The organism is Bradyrhizobium sp. 215_C5_N1_1, from assembly GCF_052075935.1.
GTDB classification, from domain to species: Bacteria; Pseudomonadota; Alphaproteobacteria; order Rhizobiales; family Xanthobacteraceae; genus Bradyrhizobium; species Bradyrhizobium barranii.
Genome location: NZ_CP197228.1, coordinates 937,248 through 954,703 on the forward strand (window position 1 = coordinate 937,248; position 17,456 = coordinate 954,703).

Here is a 17,456-nt window from a genome sequence, read left to right on the forward strand (position 1 = left end):
CATAGCTGCACCGCGTCAACGGAAGCGATGGGGCACGAGCGGAAGTGCCTAGCCGCTCCATATCGGCCGCCGTCGGTCATCCCTGAACGAACAGCTTACTTTTCTCTCGTCTCCGGCCTATTCTTGGTGTCCTTCTGCGATGAGCGCGTTTGGGAAGAAATGTGGTCTATCGGGCGGAGAAGACGGCGTTGCGCTATCTCTTCGAAGACTATGTATTGGACACGGACCAGCGCGAGCTGCGCTGCGGAGCCGAGCTGATTGCTACTGCGCCGCAAACGTTTGACTTGCTCCTTTACCTCATTCGCAACAGGGAGCGGGTTGTCAGCAAGGACGATCTCCTCGGTGCGGTCTGGAGTGGTCGCATCGTCTCAGATGCCGCGCTCACGACGCGCATGAATGCAGCTCGCAGCGCAATTGGCGACACGGGCGAGAAACAGCGCCTGATCAAGACGATGCCCCGCAAGGGTTTCCGCTTCGTTGGCGCGGTGCAGGAGGCGCAAAGGCCCACAACCGTCCCCCTTGGCCAAGTGGCGCAGAACGATGATACGGCGCAGAGGTCGCTTTCACCACCTCGCCTTTCCATCGTTGTGTTGCCCTTCGTCAATCTCAGCAGCGCCCCCGAGCAGGACTACTTTGTCGATGGTGTGACCGGGAGCCTCACCACGGATTTATCACGCATCAGTGGCTCATTTGTTATCGGCCAACACACCGCGTTCACCTACAAAGGCAAATCGGTCGATGTCAGGCAGATTGGTCGTGAGTTGAATGTTCGCTACGCGCTTGAAGGCTCGGTGCAGCGTTGCGATAATCGTCTCCGGGTGAATGTTCAATTGATCGACGCGACGACGGGCAATCATTTGTGAGCCGACCGCTTCGACAAGCCCTTCGCCGATCTGCTCGATATGCAGGACGAAATCGTAGCAAGGATTGCGCGGACCTTAGACAACCAGCTCATCGTGGCCGAGGCGCGTCGCGCGGCAAGAACGTTGAATCCCGATGCCATGGATCTCTATTTCCAGGGCCGCCATTCTTGCAATAGGGGGGTGACACTCGAGAATTTGACAGAAGCTCGCAATTCCTTTGAACGGGCTCTGGCGACTGATCCGCAAAATGTCGACGCCATGAGCTGGAGCGCGTTGGTCGAGACAGTGCTTGTCGCGGCGTTCTTGAAAGACAACGAGCCTCCGCATCTGGCAGCGGCAGAGACCATGGTGCTAAAGGCGCTCCGCCTTGCTCCGGACCATGCCTGGGCTCATTTCACCTTGGCAATGGTGCTCATCTATACGAACCGGACGGCCCAAGGCGTGGCTGAGTGCGAGCGAGCCTTGGCCCTGGATCGCAATCTGGCTGACGCTCACGAGATGATGGGTCAGGCCAAATTTTATATGGGTTGCGGTGCGGATACCGAGTTCCACGTCAACGAAGCACTGCGCCTTTCCCCTCGCGATATCTCCGCCTTCCGATGGATGAATACGGCGGGCTTTGCCAAGCTCCAGATCGCAGCAGACGCTGAAGCGGCCGCTTGGTGTGCCCGAGGAATCGAGGCCAACCGAAACTATCCGCTGCTGCATTTCGGGTACGCTGCAGCGCTCGCGCTTCTTGGGAGGCTGGACGAGGCGCAAGTGGCCGCCAAAACCGGACTTGCACTTGATCCAACATTTACGATCCGTCGCGTCAGAAACGTTCCAGTGCGCGGCGACGCGAATTTCGTTGCAGGAGCCAGGCGCTTGGTTAGGGGATTGTACATCGCCGGAGTACCGGAGGGGTGATGCCGGCGATCGGTCTATCGCGTTACTATGGCCGCGTGCCGCTCTCTTCCGGTTTACCCCTGTGAACGGAAATCGTCGGACTGCACCGCCATGTCTCACACGGGCCAGGAGGCGACGTTCCCTGCTGGCCTCATAAGACCCGATATGACAGAGAGGCCACCATCTGAGGGCGGCCTCTGCTGCGTGCGTGAATTGGTCAGTTCTTGTACCCCATACTGCTACAGACCGCGTATTGATAGTTGGGGTTTGCACCTTGCGCCCATAACCCTTGTTTGCATTCCACGTACGTCCTGGCCTTGGCTGGCGCAAACGCCCTTATATCCGGGTCAAGCACTTTGGCATGCGCACCCGAGTAAAATATCTCTGTCGATGGAGTGTTCGGCCTCGTAGTTTTCTTCACGGCGTTGGCGGGTGCATTCGACAAAATGGCGACAGCTAAGCCCACAAGGAACAGCGAGGAAAATCTCATAGTAATGTCCTCCACAACTCCACCTCGAAGTGGGCGACTATTCAAGAGAGCTACAAGCAGTGGTGGCGTCGATTAAACATAACAACCTTATTCCCGAAGGGCAATGGACGGAGTTGCTCCAATGTCGCCACGGGTCAAAAGCGGTCTTCGAGGAGCAGTGCTTGGCAGGTCGGTTTATGGGCCAGAAGCCGACGCAAGCCGTCATCGACGTGGCGCCAGGATATCGAATTCAGAGGTTGCCAATCGGTCGGCGGCCGAGATGGCGTGTCCTGATGGACGCCTGCTGCACACCCGCTGCCATGATGACATCATGCCCCTGTTTTGCCCGACGGGTCAAATCGATTTCGTAAAATCGAAAAAGCCCAATGCCGACAAGGGCCGGCTACTGTGCATGGGGTTGTTTTCGCGAATTTTGTTTGTCGGTCCCGATATCCGGGCCGGACCCCAATCTCGTCAGGTCCGGTGTGGCCCGAGCACTGGCCTCAGCTATCGACCTTCAGCGCGGCAATGAAGGCTTCCTGCGGGATGTCGACCTTGCCGAACTGCCGCATCTTCTTCTTGCCTTCCTTCTGCTTCTCCAGAAGTTTCCGCTTACGCGTGATGTCGCCGCCGTAGCACTTTGCGGTGACGTCCTTGCGCAGCGCGCGCACCGTCTCGCGCGCGATCACCTTGCCGCCGATCGCCGCCTGGATCGGGATCTGGAACATGTGCGGCGGGATCAGCTCCTTCATCTTCTCGACCATCGCGCGGCCGCGCCCCTCCGCGCGGGTGCGATGCACCAGCATCGACAGCGCGTCGACCGGCTCGTTGTTGACCAGGATCTGCATCTTGACGAGATCGGCCACCTTGTAGTCGGTCAGGTGATAGTCGAACGAGGCGTAGCCTTTCGAGACCGATTTCAGGCGGTCGTAGAAGTCGAACACGACTTCGTTGAGCGGCAGATCGTACTTCACCATGGCGCGGGAGCCGACATAGGTCAGCTCCTTCTGCGCGCCGCGGCGATCCTGGCACAGCTTCAACACGCTGCCGAGATATTCGTCGGGAGTGAGGATGGTGGCCTCGATCCAGGGCTCCTCGATATCGGCGATCTTGACCACGTCGGGCATGTCGACGGGATTGTGGATCGAGATCTCCTGGCCGTCGGTCAGGTGCATCTTGTAGATCACGCTTGGCGCGGTCGCGATCAGGTTGAGGTCGAACTCGCGCGACAGCCGCTCCTGGATGATCTCGAGGTGCAATAGCCCGAGGAAGCCGCAGCGGAAGCCGAAGCCCAGCGCAGCCGAGGTTTCCATCTCGTAGGAGAAGCTCGCGTCGTTGAGGCGCAACTTGCCCATCGCCCCGCGCAGCGTTTCGAAGTCATTGGCGTCGGCCGGGAACAGGCCGCAGAACACCACCGGGATCGCCGGCTTGAAGCCCGGCAGCATTTCGGTGACCGGCTTCCTGTCGTCGGTGATGGTGTCGCCGACGCGGGTGTCGGCGACTTCCTTGATCGCCGCGGTGATGAAGCCGATCTCGCCGGGGCCGAGCTCGTCGACCTGCTCCATCTTCGGGGTGAAGAAGCCGACGCGCTCGACGTCATACGCCGCGCCTGTGCCCATCATGCGGATGCGCTGGTTCTTCTTCATGACGCCGTCGACCACGCGGATCAGCACGACTACGCCGAGATAGACGTCGTACCAGCTGTCGACCAAGAGCGCCTTCAAGGTCGCCTCGCGGTCGCCCTTCGGCGGCGGCAGGCGGGTGACGATGGCTTCCAGCACGTCGGGGACGCCGAGGCCGGTCTTGGCCGAGATCATCACGGCGTCGGAGGCATCGATGCCGATGACGTCCTCGATCTGCTGCTTGATCTTCTCGGGTTCGGCCGCGGGAAGGTCGACCTTGTTCAGGACCGGGACGATCTCGTGATTGTTGTCGAGCGCCTGGTAGACGTTGGCGAGCGTCTGCGCTTCGACGCCCTGGCTGGCGTCGACCACCAGCAGGGAACCCTCGCAGGCCGCCAGCGACCGCGAGACTTCGTAGGCGAAGTCGACATGGCCGGGCGTGTCCATCAGGTTGAAGATGTAGTCCTTGCCGTCCTTGGCGTGGTAGGCGAGGCGGACCGTCTGCGCCTTGATGGTGATGCCGCGCTCGCGCTCGATGTCCATGGAATCGAGCACCTGCTCCTTGCCCGCCATTTCGCGGTCGGTGAGGCCGCCGGTCATCTGGATCAGGCGGTCGGCCAGCGTCGACTTGCCATGGTCGATATGGGCGACGATGGAGAAGTTGCGGATGTTGGAAATGGGGACGGTCGTCATGGGCGCGGGATACCACTCACATCCCCGTGCGGCAACCATATTGCTGTATTTTCAGGGCCTTTCTTCACGCCAAGCTGATTCCACGAGGGCCCAAAACGCGCTACGCAACGGCCCATGTCCAGGCTCATGTCCACGACCTCGATCCCCTCCGCCCGAACACGCGTAAAAGCCCGGGTGAGCTTTAACCGCTTCCGGGCCTGGCTGGTTGCCTGCGCGATCCGGCCCGAAGCGCGGCTCTGGCTGGTGATCCAGCTCGCCATCCTGCATGCCGTGATCTGGACCTTCATCCTGATCAATCTCAAGGCAGCGCAGGACGTTCACATGGACGTCGCAGAAGCCTATGGCTGGGGCCAGGAGTTCCTGTGGGGCTACGGCAAGCACCCGCCGCTGTCGGGCTGGGTCGCCGGCCTCTGGTTCAAGGTGTTCCCGGCGGCGGACTGGGCGACCTATGCGCTGGCGATGGCGACCGTCGGCGTCGGCATGGTGATCTGCTGGCTGCTGAGCTTGCGCGTCGTGGACGCGCGGCGTGCGTTCCTGGTCGTGGTGATGGTCGCGCTCTACCCGATCTTCAATTTCAAGGGTTTCAAGTACAACCCCGACCTGCTCCAACTCGTCACGCTGCCGCTGCTCGTGCTCGCCTATCTCAACGCCTTCGAGAAGCGGACCTGGCAGTCCGGTATCTGGTTCGGGCTCGCCGGCGCGCTGGCGCTGATGACCAAATACTGGGTGCTGACCATGATCGGCGCCATTGGCCTTGCCGCGCTGATCCATCCCGACCGGCTGCGATTCCTGCTGTCGCCGGCGCCGTGGGTGGCGATCGCGACAATGGTCGTGGCGATGATCCCGCACATCGTCTGGCTTGCCGGCGTGCATTTCGTGCCGCTGACCTATGCCGGCGATACCTACAGCCTCGATGACAGCCGCCAGGTCCATCAGCTCGTGGCGGGCTACGCCCTGCATAATCTGGCGCTGCTGGCGTTGCCGGTGGCGCTGGCCGCGCTCGCAATGGCGCTGGTGCCGCATTGGTTCACGTTGCTGTTGCGCGCACCGTTACGCATCGTCACGCGTGCCTGGGGGCGCGGCGCCAATCCCGGCGTCAATGTTGCGCAGGCGTTGAACGTCTGGATCATCCAGATCATCGTCGCGGTCGGCCCGCCGCTCGGCGCGCTGGCCTTCAGCATCTACATGAAGACCGATTGGGGCATCTCGCTGTTCTTCCTGGTACCCTTGGCGCTGGTCGCGATCCCGGCGCTGCGGGTGCAGAGCGCGGCCCTGTTCAACATCGCCGTGATCTGGCTCCTGCTCAGCGTCGCCACGCTCGCCGCCTCGCCCTGGATCGCCGCGCGCGAGATGGCCGCTAATGCCGGCAACACGGCGACCTACGGCGCGCGCTCGGAGCTAGCGCATGAATTGACGCAGGCCTGGCACACGCGTTTCGGCTCGCGCTGGGCGGTCGTTGCCGGCACCATGGAGTCGATCCAGCCGATGGTGTTCTACAGCCCCGACCATCCGGCCGCGTTGATGCCGCTCGAAGCCTGGGATTCCGGGCTGACATCGCGCGAGGATGCCAAGAAGTATGGTTTCATCGGCGTGTTCGATCCGACCGATGGCCGCCTCCCGGCGTTCGAGAAATGGGTCTCGGAGATCGCGCCGAACGCCGAGCGCATCGTGATGACGACGCGCCGCTTCACCCACGGCAAGGCCGGCCCGGCGATGAGCTGGAATATCTACATCGCCCCGCCGGCGAAGTGATTGCGGCGTTGTCGGTCCCGTAGGGTGGGCAAAGCGACTTGTCCGCCATAGCTCGAAGAGCGACGGCGGAAGCGTGCCCACCACTTCTGTGGCGATTGTCGCGAGATGGTGGGCACGGCGCTTCGCGCCTTTGCCCACCCTACGGCGCCGAGCGCGTGGCTCAGATCCCTTCCTCGTTGAACTTGCTTTCAACGAGCTCGGTAATCGCCGCAAGCGCAGCCTGGGCATCATCACCGGCGGCGGCGACCGTGATCGTCGTGCCCGGTCCTGCGGCCAGCATCATCAGGCCCATGATCGAGGTGCCGCCGACGGTCTCGCCGCCGCGCGTCACCCACACCTGCGCGTTGAAGCGCTCCACCGCCTGGACGAACTTCGCCGAGGCGCGGGCGTGCAGGCCGCGCTTGTTGATGATCAGGAGGTCTTTGGAAATGGCTCCCGCCGGCACGCCTGTCCCGGCCTGGTTTCCGAGCGGCGCGTCGTCGCTCATTTGCCGGCGAGCACGCGGCTGGCAATGGTGACGTATTTGCGACCCGCTTCCTGGGCCATCGCGATCGCGTCGGGCAACGGACGCTCCTCGCGCACCTTGGCAAGCTTCACCAGCATGGGAAGGTTGATGCCCGCGAGCACTTCGACCTTCGGCCGGCTCATGCAGGATATTGCAAGGTTCGACGGCGTGCCGCCGAACATGTCGGTGAGGATCGCGACGCCGTCGCCGGAATCGACGCGGTTGACCGCCTCGATGATGTCGCTTCGGCAGAGATCGGAATCATCTTCGGCACCGATCGTGATCGCTTCGATTTGCTTTTGTGGGCCCATGACATGCTCAAGCGCTGCCTTGAATTCGTCGGCAAGGCGCCCGTGGGTCACAAGTACTAGACCAATCATCGGAAAACTCCTCGCGGGCGCTTTTGGTGCACCGCACGAACGCGCCACTTTGACCATCCAGAGCCCCCGCGCAAGAGGGGATGTTGCGTATCTCCCTGAAACTAGACGGATGGATGAGGGGAGCTGCGCCGGTCTATTCGGTCGCGATAGTGGGGTTCATATGGTTACCATTTCCCTTCAAACAATCGCCTGAAGGGTTAACGGAAGATGAACTCTTGGTAGTGGTCAAGGCCGCAACAACCAAAGGGAGGGGCGAATAGTCGCGCCCGACGGGGATTCGCGGTATTTCGACACCGAAAATGCTTGTTTTCAGCGATTCCGCCGCAGGCAGCCGTTCTGCGTCGGCGGCGTCCAGATCGACCACGAGGCCGACGGTCGCATGCTCCACGAAGTCGCAGCGGCGGATTCCCAGTCCCCGAATCTCGATCAGGCCGGCCAGCAGCGGCGCGGGGCGGACTTCAATTTCGTCGCCGACTGTCGCCAGATGGACACGGTCATCGCCGACCAGAACGGCCCTTTCGACCACGCCAGCGCGTCCCGCCATGATCAAATCGAAGGCAAGGCGCGACTTGCCGGAGCCTGAGGGCCCGCGGATCAGCACCGCCAGAGTCCCGACCTTGACTGCGGAGGCGTGAACGCTGGGGCCACCGTCGCTCATAGCGCCGGCAGCCTCACCACGAACCGCGCGCCGACAACCGTAGGCGCTCCGTCCTCGTCCACAGGGCCCGGGCGGTTCTCGGCCCAGATGCGTCCGCCATGGGCATCGACGATCTGCTTGGAGATCGACAGGCCGAGGCCGGAGTTCTGGCCAAAGCCCTGGTGCGGACGGTCGGTGTAGAAGCGCTCGAAGATGCGCTCCAGCGCGTCGTCGCGGATGCCGGGACCGTCGTCGTCGACCACGATCTCGATCTCGGAGCGGACGCGGCGGCAGGTGAGGCGCACCTTGCTGCCGGGCTCGGAGAACGATTGCGCGTTGGAGAGCAGGTTGGAGACCACCTGCCCGAGCCGTGAATCGTGGCCCGTCACGGAGAACGCGTCGGTCGCGCCGCGGCCCTCGAAGCGCGTTTCGACCGCGACGTCATGGCCGAGCTTGGTTTCATTGGCGACGGACACGAGCGTCGTCAGCAGGCGGCGCAGGTCGACCCGGACCGCATCCTGGCGCTGCAATTCGGCGTCGAGGCGGCTGGCGTCGGAGATGTCGGAGATGAGGCGGTCGAGCCGCTTGACGTCATGCTCGATCACCTCGAGCAGGCGCGCGCGGCTGGTCTCGTTGCGCGCCAGCGGCAGCGTCTCGACCGCGGAGCGCAGCGAGGTCAGCGGGTTCTTCAGTTCATGCGCGACATCGGCGGCGAACATCTCGATCGCCTCGATGCGGCTGTAGAGCGCGCTGGTCATGTCGCGCAGCGCGCCGGACAGGTGACCGATCTCGTCGCGGCGCCGGGTGAAGTCGGGAATCTCGATGCGGGCCTTGATGCGGCGGCGGACGCGCTCGGCGCTGTCGGCGAGCCGGCGCACCGGACCTGCGATCGTGCTGGCGAGCAGCAGCGACAGCATGATCATGACCGCGGCAGCGACGCCGCCGACCTTCAGGATCGCCAGGCGCTCGGCGGTGACCATCTGGTCGATGTCGTCGCCCTGCGTCGACAGCATCAGGGCGCCGTGGATGGCGCGCGAGCGCAGCACGGGGACTGCGACCGAGACGATCACCTCGCCGCGCGAATTGACCCGCACCATCGAACGCTTCTGGCCCTGGAGCGCGTCGCTCACTTCCGAATAGCCATTGCCGTTCTCTCGCCCGAGCTCGCGATACAGCGGCAGGTCACCGCGGTTGATCCAGAGGCGCACCGAAGTCAGGCCGCGCTCGATCACGCCGGGCTTCTGCGATGGCGGCGGCAACGGGAAGATCAGCACGTTCTCGAGGTCGCGGCTGTCGAGCAGCACCGTCCCGTTGGGATCGAATATCCGCGCGCGGGTCTTGGTCGGCGAGATCAGTGTGCGCAGCACGGGGGCCACGCGCTCCGGGCTGATCGGGAAGTTCAGCGCCGAATAATCGTCGGATTCGCCGTAGCTGTCGCCGAGCTTCAGATCGAGCAGGCGGTCAGGATCGACCGTGATCGCGTTGGTCTGCACGGTCGCCGACGCTCCGATGGCACCGGCGATGATCTCGGCCTGCACCAGCAGGCTCTGCGCACGCGCGTCGATCAGGCCGGCGCGGAACTGCGAGAGATAGAGAATGCTCGCGACCAGCGCGACGAGGCCGGCGAGGTTGAGCGAGACGATGCGGCGGGTCAGGCTCGAGAAGGAGAGCGCGAAGAAATACTGACCGGCACGCGTCAGCCAGGAGAACGGTCGCCAACCTTGCGCGGCCGGCTTGTCGTCGGCGACGTGCTCCGGTACGCCGTCGGATGCGATATCCCCGGCATTCTGGTTCTCGTCAGGCTGCGTTCGGTCAAGCAATGCTTACGCCCGCGTTAGGACATCTCGTGCGAAGGGTCCCCGCATCCTAGAGCCATCCCGGTCCCGATGGAACGAGAACCGGCGATGCTCTCAGTCTTTCGTGAAGGCGCGTGAGCCTCAGGCTTCCTTGAAGCGGTAGCCGACGCCGTAGAGCGTCTCGATCATCTCGAACTCGTTGTCGGTCACCTTGAACTTCTTGCGCAGCCGCTTGATGTGGCTGTCGATGGTGCGGTCGTCGACATAGACCTGGTCGTCATAGGCGGCGTCCATCAGCGCGTTGCGGCTCTTCACCACGCCGGGCCGGGTTGCCAGCGCCTGGAGGATCAGGAATTCGGTGACGGTCAGCGTCACCGGCTCGTTCTTCCAGGTGCAGGTGTGCCGTTCGGGGTCCATGCGCAGCAGGCCGCGGTCGAGCGCCTTGGCATCGTTCTCCTTCGGCGCGACGGTCGGGTCCTTCGGTGCAGAGCGGCGCAGCACGGCCTTGACGCGCTCGACCAACAGGCGCTGCGAGAACGGTTTGCGGATGAAGTCGTCGGCGCCCATCTTGAGGCCGAACAGCTCGTCGATCTCTTCGTCCTTGGAGGTCAGGAAGATCACCGGCAGGTCGGATTTCTGCCGCAGCCGGCGCAGCGTTTCCATGCCGTCCATGCGCGGCATCTTGATGTCGAGGATGGCAAGATCGGGCTGGGTGGTGCGGAAGCCGTCGAGCGCGGAGGCGCCGTCGGTGTAAGTCATGATGCGATAGCCTTCGGCCTCCAGCGCGATCGAGACGGATGTGAGAATGTTGCGGTCGTCGTCGACCAAAGCGATTGTGGGCATGAGCCTCTGCTTTCTGCTTTCCGTTTGGGTCGTGGCTTGAAACGGCGAGCAATTCACTGATGCGCCGCATACACGGGTGCCGAAGTCGGCGGTCGAACCTTGTCACCGAGCAATGCAAGCTGGGCTGAAGTGTGACCAAGTTCCACGAAGCGCAGCAGATTCGCCGCGTTTCGACCCATAACCTGACCCCCGTTTACCCGAAAAAAGACCTCCCTTGCAACCACCTGACCCGAGAAAGCCGATGCACCCGACCCCCGACTTCGACCCTGGAAAGCTCGCCAAATCGCTGCTCAGGCGCTCGCGCCAGGGGGCGCTGGCAACGCTGATGGCCGGCAGCGGCGATCCCTATTGCTCCCTGGTCAATCTGGCGAGCCACCCCGACGGCTCGCCGATCCTGCTGATCTCGGGCCTGGCCGTGCACACCAGGAACATCCTGGCGGATCACCGGGTCTCCCTGATGCTGGACGAACGCGCGGCCGGCGATCCGCTGGAGGGTGCCCGAATCATGCTGTCCGGCCGGGCGGAACAGGCCGATGCCGACAAGGATCTGCTCCAGCGGCGGTATCTCAATGCCCATCCCTCGGCCGAAGCGTTTGTTTCGTTTAAGGATTTCTCTTTCTTCAGAATTCGGCCCACGGGAACCCATCTGGTCGCCGGCTTCGGCCGCATCGTCGATCTCAAGCCCGAGCAGTTCCTGACGGACCTTACCGGTGCCGAGGATCTGCTGGCGGCGGAGGAGGGGGCGGTCGCGCACATGAATGCCGACCACCGCGACGCCATGGGTCTCTATGCAACAAAACTCCTCGGCGCGGCGGAGGGCGACTGGCGCTGCACCGGCTGCGACCCCGAAGGCCTCGACATGCAGGATGGCCAGACTGCGCTGCGGCTGGACTTCCCGGAGCGGGTGACTGACGGCACGGCGCTGCGCAAGATGCTGGTCCGCCTTGCTGGCAAAGCGCGCGCGAAGGTGGACTAGCGCGCAACAATTTGAACGCTGCCCCCCATCGCTGCGACCCAAGACCGTAATGGTTCGAAGTCGGCAGCGAGAGGGTTCATGACACGCCGTCGTTTGACGCTGGTTGCGGGTTTGGCGCTCGCGATCATCGCATCGCTTGCCACGCCCAGCTTTGCCCAGAAAGGTCTCGCCGCGGAGAGCGCGCGGATCAACGCACTCCGAAGCGCCGGCAAATATTCGGAGGCGCTGCCGCTGGCGCAGGCCATGGTGGCGTCTCTCGAGAAGACCACCAACAATCGTGATCTCGCGGGCGCGCTCAACAACCTCGCGCAGATCTACGCCGACCAGGGTCACGACGACCAGGCCGAGCCGCTCTACAAGCGCGCCATCGCACTGATGGAGAAGGGGACCGGTCTCGACAGCGTCGAGGTCGCGCCGGTGCTGAACAACCTCGCCGCGCTCTATCAGAGGCAGAGCCGCTTTGCGGAGGCCGAGCCGCTGTTCAAGCGTGCGCTCGCCGTGCGCGAGAAGGCGCTGTCGCGCGAGCATCCCGACGTCGGTCAGTCCCTCAACAATCTCGCCACATACTACGTCAAGCAGCAGCGTCAGGCCGAAGCCGAGCCGTTGTTTCAGCGCGCGCTCGCGATCTACCAGAAGGCCGGTGGCCCCGAGCATCCGGCGGTCGCGACGCTCCTGAACAATCTCGGCCAGCTCGATCGCGACCTCAACCGCGATGCGGATGCCGAGGCGCCGATCAGGCGCTCGCTCGCGATCCGCGAAAAAGTGCTGGGACCGGACCATCCCGACGTCGCGCGCTCGCTGAACAATCTCGCCGGTCTCTACGAGCACCAGCAGCGCTATGCCGATGCGGAGCCGCTCTATCGCCGTGCGCTGTCGATCCGCGAACGTGCGCTCGGTCCCGATCATCCGGACGTCACGACCTCGACCAGCAATCTCGCTTATTTCCTCTACGTCTCCGGCCGGAACGCCGACGCGCTGCCGCTCGCGGAAAAGACGCTTGCGACCAATCGCGCGCAGTTGCGCGTCGTGCTGCCGGTCCTGTTCGCCGCGCGACAGCAATATCTGCTGCCTGACGACAGGGCGCTGGACGAGGCGCTTGCCGCGATTCAGCGCGGCACGCAATCCTCCGCTGCCTCCGCCGTGAACAAGCTGGCCGTGCGCCTTGCTGCGGGCAGCGACAGGCTCGCTGAGCTCGTGCGCCGGGACCAGGATCTTGCGGCCGAGTCCGAGGCGCTCGACAAGGCGATCATCGCCGCGGTGTCGAAGCAGTCGGCCCAGCGCGACGTCGCGGCCGAGCAGCGCAGCCAGGTGCGGATCGCGGCGATAGCGAACGAGCGCACAGGCTTGCAGAAGACGCTCGCGGTCGAGTTTCCCGATTATGCGTCGCTCTCCAACCCCCTGCCGCTGGCGGTCAAGGATATCCAGCCCTTGCTGTCGCCCGACGAGGCGATGGTGCTCTACTCCGTCGTCGACAAGCAGAGCTATGTCGTCGCGATCACGCGCGAAGGCGTCGACTGGAAGGAGATTCCGCTCGGCGCGGACGCGCTGACGCAGAAGGTGACTGCCTTCCGCAAGGGGCTCGATGTCGGCAAGGCGCGTGATGCCTCCGGCAAATCAGGGTTGTTCGACCTCGGGCTCGCCAACGAGCTTTATGTCGCGCTGCTCGGCCCGGTCGAAGGGCTGACGAAGGACAAGCGCAACCTGCTGGTGGTGCCGTCGGCCGCGCTGACGGCGTTGCCGTTTCATCTGCTCGTCACGGAGACGCCGCAAGCTGCGATCCCGGACACGCTCGAAGGCTATCGCAGCGCCGCCTGGCTGTTGCGGCGTCAGGCGGTGTCGGTGCTGCCCTCGGTGGTCAGTCTGAAATCGTTGCGTGCCGTCGCGCGTCGGGAGCAGGGCGTGAAGCCGATGACCGGCTTTGGCGATCCCGTGTTCAATCCTGCGCTGGAAGGGCCGGCCGATCGTCGCGCTGCAAGCGGCAAGGTCGCCGCACGCAACATTGCAACAATTGCCTATAGCGATTTTTGGCGCGGGGCCGGCGTCGATCGCGCGCGGCTTGCGCAGGCGCTGCCGCAACTGCCGGATACCGCGGACGAGTTGAACGCGGTAGCAAAGGATGTCGGCGCGGCCGAGGCCGACATCCATCTCGGCCGCGATGCCAGCGAAACGACGCTGAAGCGTGCAGCGCTTGCTCAATACAGCATCATCTACTTTGCCACCCACGGTCTCGTGGCCGGCGATATCAAGGGATTGGGCGAGCCCTCGCTTGCACTCTCCATTCCCGATCGGCCGACGGAGCTGGATGACGGCTTGCTCACGGCAAGTGAAGTCGCTCAGCTCAAGCTTAACGCGGATTGGGTTGTGCTGTCGGCCTGCAACACCATCGCCGGCGACAAGCCCGGCGCCGAGGCCCTGTCGGGGCTGGCGCGCTCGTTCTTCTACGCGGGTGCACGTGCGCTGCTGGTCTCGCATTGGGCAGTGGATTCGGAAGCTGCCACCCGCTTGACCACGTCGACTTTCGAACTGCTCAAGAACGAACCAAAAATCGGCCGTGCCGAAGCTTTGCGCCGCGCGATGTTGACGTACGTTGATGACACCTCGTCACCGCGCAACGCCTATCCCGCGATGTGGGGGCCGTTCGCGCTCATCGGCGAAGGCGAGGTACGATAGGACGGTCCTGCGATTGTGCGTCGCAATAACCACAGGAAACGCGGAATTGCGCATTTGGTTGCGCGATCATTCGTATTTTTTTGATACGCTCGCTCAGAGCTGACATGCGCGGCATTTGGCGCGGTCCTTGAATAAACCAAATCCTGCGAGATCGGCTTGGCAACGCCAGCGTTCACCATTATTACGTCGTTCAACCGAGGCCGGACGGCCTATAATTCACGGTGACTGCGATGGCGCCAAAGCTTGGTCGCGCTGAGTGTCGCGGGTTCTAGGAGGATTTTTCGTGCAAGAGACGGGCGTGCGCAACGGTGCCTTCGGTGCCGACAAATTCGGCTTAAAGAATCTCAAACGGGTTCACTGGAACCTCGGCGCGCCGCAACTCTATCAATACTCACTTTCTGCGGGCGAGGCGGTGCTGTCGGCAGACGGTTCGCTTTGCGCCGACACCGGTGAGTTCACCGGTCGCAGCCCGAAGGACAAGTTCACGGTGCGTGACGCCACCACCGACAAGAAGATGTGGTGGGCCGGCAACCAGTCGATCACCGCAGAGCAGTTCGAGACGCTCTACCAGGATTTCCTCAAGCACGCCGAAGGCAAGAGCCTGTTCGCGCAGGACCTCTATGGCGGCGCCGATCCGGCCTACCGGATCAAGACCCGCGTCTTCACCGAGCTCGCCTGGCACTCGCTGTTCATCCGTACGCTGCTGATCCGCCCCGAGGCGGTCGAGCTGCCGAGCTTCACGCCGGAGCTCACCATCATCGACATGCCGAGCTTCCGCGCCGATCCGAAACGCCACGGCTGCAAGTCGGAGAATGTCGTCGCGATCGATTTCGCCCGCAAGATCGTCCTGATCGGCGGGTCTTATTATGCCGGCGAGATGAAGAAGTCGGTCTTCACCACGCTGAACTACTATCTGCCCGAGCGCGGCGTGATGCCGATGCACTGCTCGGCCAATGTCGGCGCTAATGGCGACACCGCGATCTTCTTCGGGCTATCAGGCACCGGCAAGACCACGCTGTCGGCCGATCCGAACCGCACGCTGATCGGCGACGACGAGCACGGCTGGGGCCCGAACGGCGTGTTCAACTTCGAAGGCGGCTGCTATGCCAAGTGCATCAAGCTGTCGCAGGAGGCCGAGCCTCAGATCTACGCCGCCTCGACGCGCTTCGGCGCGGTGCTCGAGAACTGCGTACTCGACGAGGACACCCGAATCGTCGATTTCGACGACGGTTCCAAGACCGAGAACACGCGCTCCGCGTACCCGCTCGACTTCATCCCGAACGCTTCGCGCACCGGCCGCGCGCCGCAGCCGAAGAACGTGGTGATGCTCGCCGCCGACGCCTTCGGCGTGCTGCCACCGATCGCAAAGCTCTCGCCGGCGCAGGCGATGTATCACTTCCTGTCCGGCTACACCGCCAAGGTCGCCGGTACCGAGCGCGGTCTCGGCAACGAGCCGCAGCCGGAATTCTCGACCTGCTTCGGCTCGCCCTTCCTGCCGCTCGACCCCAGCGTCTATGGCAACATGCTGCGCGACCTCATCGCCCAGCACAATGTCGATTGCTGGCTGGTCAACACCGGCTGGACCGGCGGCAAGTATGGCACCGGCTCGCGCATGCCGATCAAGGTGACGCGCGCGCTGCTCACCGCCGCGCTCGACGGCTCGCTTCGCAACGTCGAATTCCGCACCGACAAATATTTCGGCTTCGCGGTCCCGACCGCGCTGCCGGGCGTGCCGGCCGAGATCCTGAACCCGGTGAACACCTGGAAGGACAAGGACGAGTTCGACAAGACCGCCCGCGCGCTGGTCGGCATGTTCCAGAAGAACTTTGCCAAGTTCGAAGCCCAGGTCGACGCCGAAGTGCGCGCGGCCGCGCCGGACGTGAAGCTCGCGGCGGAGTAATCGCTCGCTCTGTCTTCAATGCAAAAGGGCGGCCGCGAGGCCGCCCTTTTTGTTTCTTCCTTCTCCCCTTGTGGGAGAAGGTGGCGCGAAGCGCCGGATGAGGGGTTGTATCCGCGCGTTCAACTGCAAGAGAAGCGCTCGCGGAGAGAGACCCCTCACCCGTCTCGTCGCTTCGCGACGAGCCACCCTCTCCCACAAGGGGAGAGGGGAAGAGCACCTCACGCCTTGAAATACGCGATCTGCGTCGTGGTCGCGAGCAGCCTGCCGTTCGGCGACCACAGCTCGGCGTTCTGATCGGCATAGCTCTTGTGCATGATCTTCGAATCGGCCGTCGCGAGCACGCGCGTGATGTCCTCGGCGGCGAGCTCCTCGCTGCCGGTGTGGAAATACGTCGTCAGCGACACCGTGCCGAACGGCACCAGCTCGCGCCTGGCGTGGAAGATGCGGCCGAAGAAGGCGTCCGACATCGACATCAGCGACAGCATGTCGAGCTTGCGCGGCGTGCGGTCGCCGATCCAGAGCTTGGAATAGGTGCCAGCGAGCTCGGTCCGCGGCGGGCCGATCCGCATCTCGCCCTCGACGAAGCGGAATTCATACTGGTTGGCCCAGGATGCCGATATCTTCGGGAATGGCAGCGTCGCCTCGAACGCCGTGGCATCGGGATATTGCGCCACCCTGTGCTCCCAGGACGGCCGGCGCTCGGCGAACACGGCGGTGGCGAGCGTAGCGACCTCGCCGCCGCCCTGCGACAGTTCGACGCTCCAGTGCTGGCTGGAGCGATTGGCCTTCACCAGCCGCACGTCCAGATCGAACGGCCCCTTGGCGATCGGCGCGCAGTAATTGACGGTCAGGGCCAGCGGATCGCCGGCGCGCTGCGGATGGTCGATCAGCGCACGCAGGATGGTCGCGGCCGTGGCGCCGCCGAACGGGCCGACAAACGCCCAGTAGTCGTCGCTGGTATGCCCCTGCCAGCTGGAGTCGCCGGCGCTGATGCGGGTGGCGTCGTCGAACGGGTGCGGGAGCTTGGCGTGCATGGGATTAGACCTCTACTGAGCTTCCGTCCCAACGACGAAACTCCATCGTCTCATCACCAGGGCCATATTGCTGCGAACTCAAAACATCGTCTGCCGGATCATCTGTGACCCAGGCATCCGCGACGGAGCCTCCTATGCGCTTCAGCGCAATGATACTCTTGCCGCTGATCAGATCGGCGACGAAGTCGCCGATGGCAGCTTCCTCGTCCTTGCCTGAAAGACTGGCAAGGATGCTGCCGTGCGTGTGCCAGGAGAATCCGTCGAACCCCAGCGTCCAGTCCCCGTCGGGACATATGACCAGCAATCGAAGCTGCCCATCCGGGCTCGTATACTCGCCGACAGGCACGATCGACTCCGGCCAGAAAAAGCTCAAGCCGTAATATGATGCCTATCCTGCCAAATCAATAACCTCGCAGGTAACGCCGATTTCA

At 63.5% G+C, this 17,456-nt stretch carries 14 protein-coding genes; 6 read left to right on the forward strand and 8 right to left on the reverse strand.

What is annotated here, in order from left to right; translation table 11 throughout:
* Window positions 1-188: 188 nt before the first annotated feature.
* Together AB7G19_RS04355 and AB7G19_RS04360 are read left to right on the forward strand one after the other, a co-directional pair.
* The gene (locus tag AB7G19_RS04355) at window positions 189-863 is read left to right on the forward strand and encodes a winged helix-turn-helix domain-containing protein (protein ID WP_441267728.1); all 675 of its coding nucleotides are present in this window, start codon (window positions 189-191) and stop codon (window positions 861-863) included.
* Between the two features lie 39 nt (window positions 864-902).
* Window positions 903-1,769, forward strand: coding sequence for a hypothetical protein (locus AB7G19_RS04360; RefSeq protein ID WP_441267729.1), 867 nt, complete (start codon window positions 903-905; stop codon window positions 1,767-1,769).
* A 951-nt stretch (window positions 1,770-2,720) separates the two neighbouring features.
* Here AB7G19_RS04360 and lepA read toward each other — a convergent pair.
* Window positions 2,721-4,532 carry a translation elongation factor 4 gene (gene lepA, locus AB7G19_RS04365; RefSeq protein WP_028148267.1) on the reverse strand — a complete coding sequence of 604 codons (1,812 nt, stop codon included), beginning with the start codon at window positions 4,530-4,532 and terminating at the stop codon, window positions 2,721-2,723.
* Between the two features lie 126 nt (window positions 4,533-4,658).
* On the opposite strand from lepA, the gene AB7G19_RS04370 reads away from it, so the two are divergent.
* Window positions 4,659-6,284: a glycosyltransferase family 39 protein gene (locus AB7G19_RS04370; RefSeq protein ID WP_063986044.1), complete on the forward strand. Its 1,626-nt coding sequence runs from the start codon at window positions 4,659-4,661 to the stop codon at window positions 6,282-6,284.
* Window positions 6,285-6,444: 160 nt separating this feature from the next.
* On the opposite strand, the gene AB7G19_RS04375 is transcribed toward AB7G19_RS04370, so the two are convergent.
* The 5 genes from AB7G19_RS04375 to AB7G19_RS04395 form a co-directional block, all read right to left on the reverse strand.
* Entirely contained in the window at window positions 6,445-6,771 is a 327-nt protein-coding gene (locus tag AB7G19_RS04375; protein WP_063980739.1) for an HPr family phosphocarrier protein, read from the reverse strand.
* On the reverse strand, window positions 6,768-7,169 hold the full coding sequence (locus AB7G19_RS04380) for a PTS sugar transporter subunit IIA (protein WP_007597752.1): 402 nt from the start codon (window positions 7,167-7,169) through the stop codon (window positions 6,768-6,770). The genes AB7G19_RS04375 and AB7G19_RS04380 overlap by 4 nt, the downstream gene beginning before the upstream one ends.
* 133 nt (window positions 7,170-7,302) lie before the next feature.
* Complete coding sequence (locus tag AB7G19_RS04385; RefSeq protein ID WP_063980740.1) at window positions 7,303-7,827, reverse strand: HPr kinase/phosphorylase; 525 nt, start codon at window positions 7,825-7,827, stop codon at window positions 7,303-7,305.
* Window positions 7,824-9,626 carry a sensor histidine kinase gene (locus AB7G19_RS04390; protein WP_063980741.1) on the reverse strand — a complete coding sequence of 601 codons (1,803 nt, stop codon included), beginning with the start codon at window positions 9,624-9,626 and terminating at the stop codon, window positions 7,824-7,826. Before AB7G19_RS04390 ends, AB7G19_RS04385 begins: the two co-directional genes overlap by 4 nt.
* Before the next feature lie 117 nt (window positions 9,627-9,743).
* Window positions 9,744-10,445: a response regulator transcription factor gene (locus AB7G19_RS04395; RefSeq protein ID WP_038952081.1), complete on the reverse strand. Its 702-nt coding sequence runs from the start codon at window positions 10,443-10,445 to the stop codon at window positions 9,744-9,746.
* 241 nt (window positions 10,446-10,686) lie between these two features.
* Between AB7G19_RS04395 and AB7G19_RS04400 the strand changes: the two genes are divergently transcribed.
* The 3 genes from AB7G19_RS04400 to AB7G19_RS04410 all read left to right on the forward strand — a co-directional run bounded on the left by AB7G19_RS04400 (window position 10,687) and on the right by AB7G19_RS04410 (window position 15,991).
* Window positions 10,687-11,421, forward strand: a complete 735-nt coding sequence (locus tag AB7G19_RS04400; RefSeq protein ID WP_063980743.1) for a HugZ family pyridoxamine 5'-phosphate oxidase — start codon at window positions 10,687-10,689, stop codon at window positions 11,419-11,421.
* Window positions 11,422-11,499: 78 nt separating this feature from the next.
* On the forward strand, window positions 11,500-14,091 hold the full coding sequence (locus AB7G19_RS04405; RefSeq protein ID WP_063980744.1) for a CHAT domain-containing tetratricopeptide repeat protein: 2,592 nt from the start codon (window positions 11,500-11,502) through the stop codon (window positions 14,089-14,091).
* A gap of 283 nt (window positions 14,092-14,374) precedes the next feature.
* Complete coding sequence (locus AB7G19_RS04410) at window positions 14,375-15,991, forward strand: phosphoenolpyruvate carboxykinase (RefSeq protein WP_063980745.1); 1,617 nt, start codon at window positions 14,375-14,377, stop codon at window positions 15,989-15,991.
* Between the two features lie 218 nt (window positions 15,992-16,209).
* On the opposite strand, the gene AB7G19_RS04415 is transcribed toward AB7G19_RS04410, so the two are convergent.
* Together AB7G19_RS04415 and AB7G19_RS04420 are read right to left on the reverse strand one after the other, a co-directional pair.
* Window positions 16,210-17,025, reverse strand: coding sequence for an acyl-CoA thioesterase (locus AB7G19_RS04415; RefSeq protein ID WP_063980746.1), 816 nt, complete (start codon window positions 17,023-17,025; stop codon window positions 16,210-16,212).
* A gap of 4 nt (window positions 17,026-17,029) precedes the next feature.
* The gene (locus AB7G19_RS04420; RefSeq protein WP_063986045.1) at window positions 17,030-17,371 is read right to left on the reverse strand and encodes a hypothetical protein; all 342 of its coding nucleotides are present in this window, start codon (window positions 17,369-17,371) and stop codon (window positions 17,030-17,032) included.
* Window positions 17,372-17,456 lie beyond the last annotated feature (85 nt).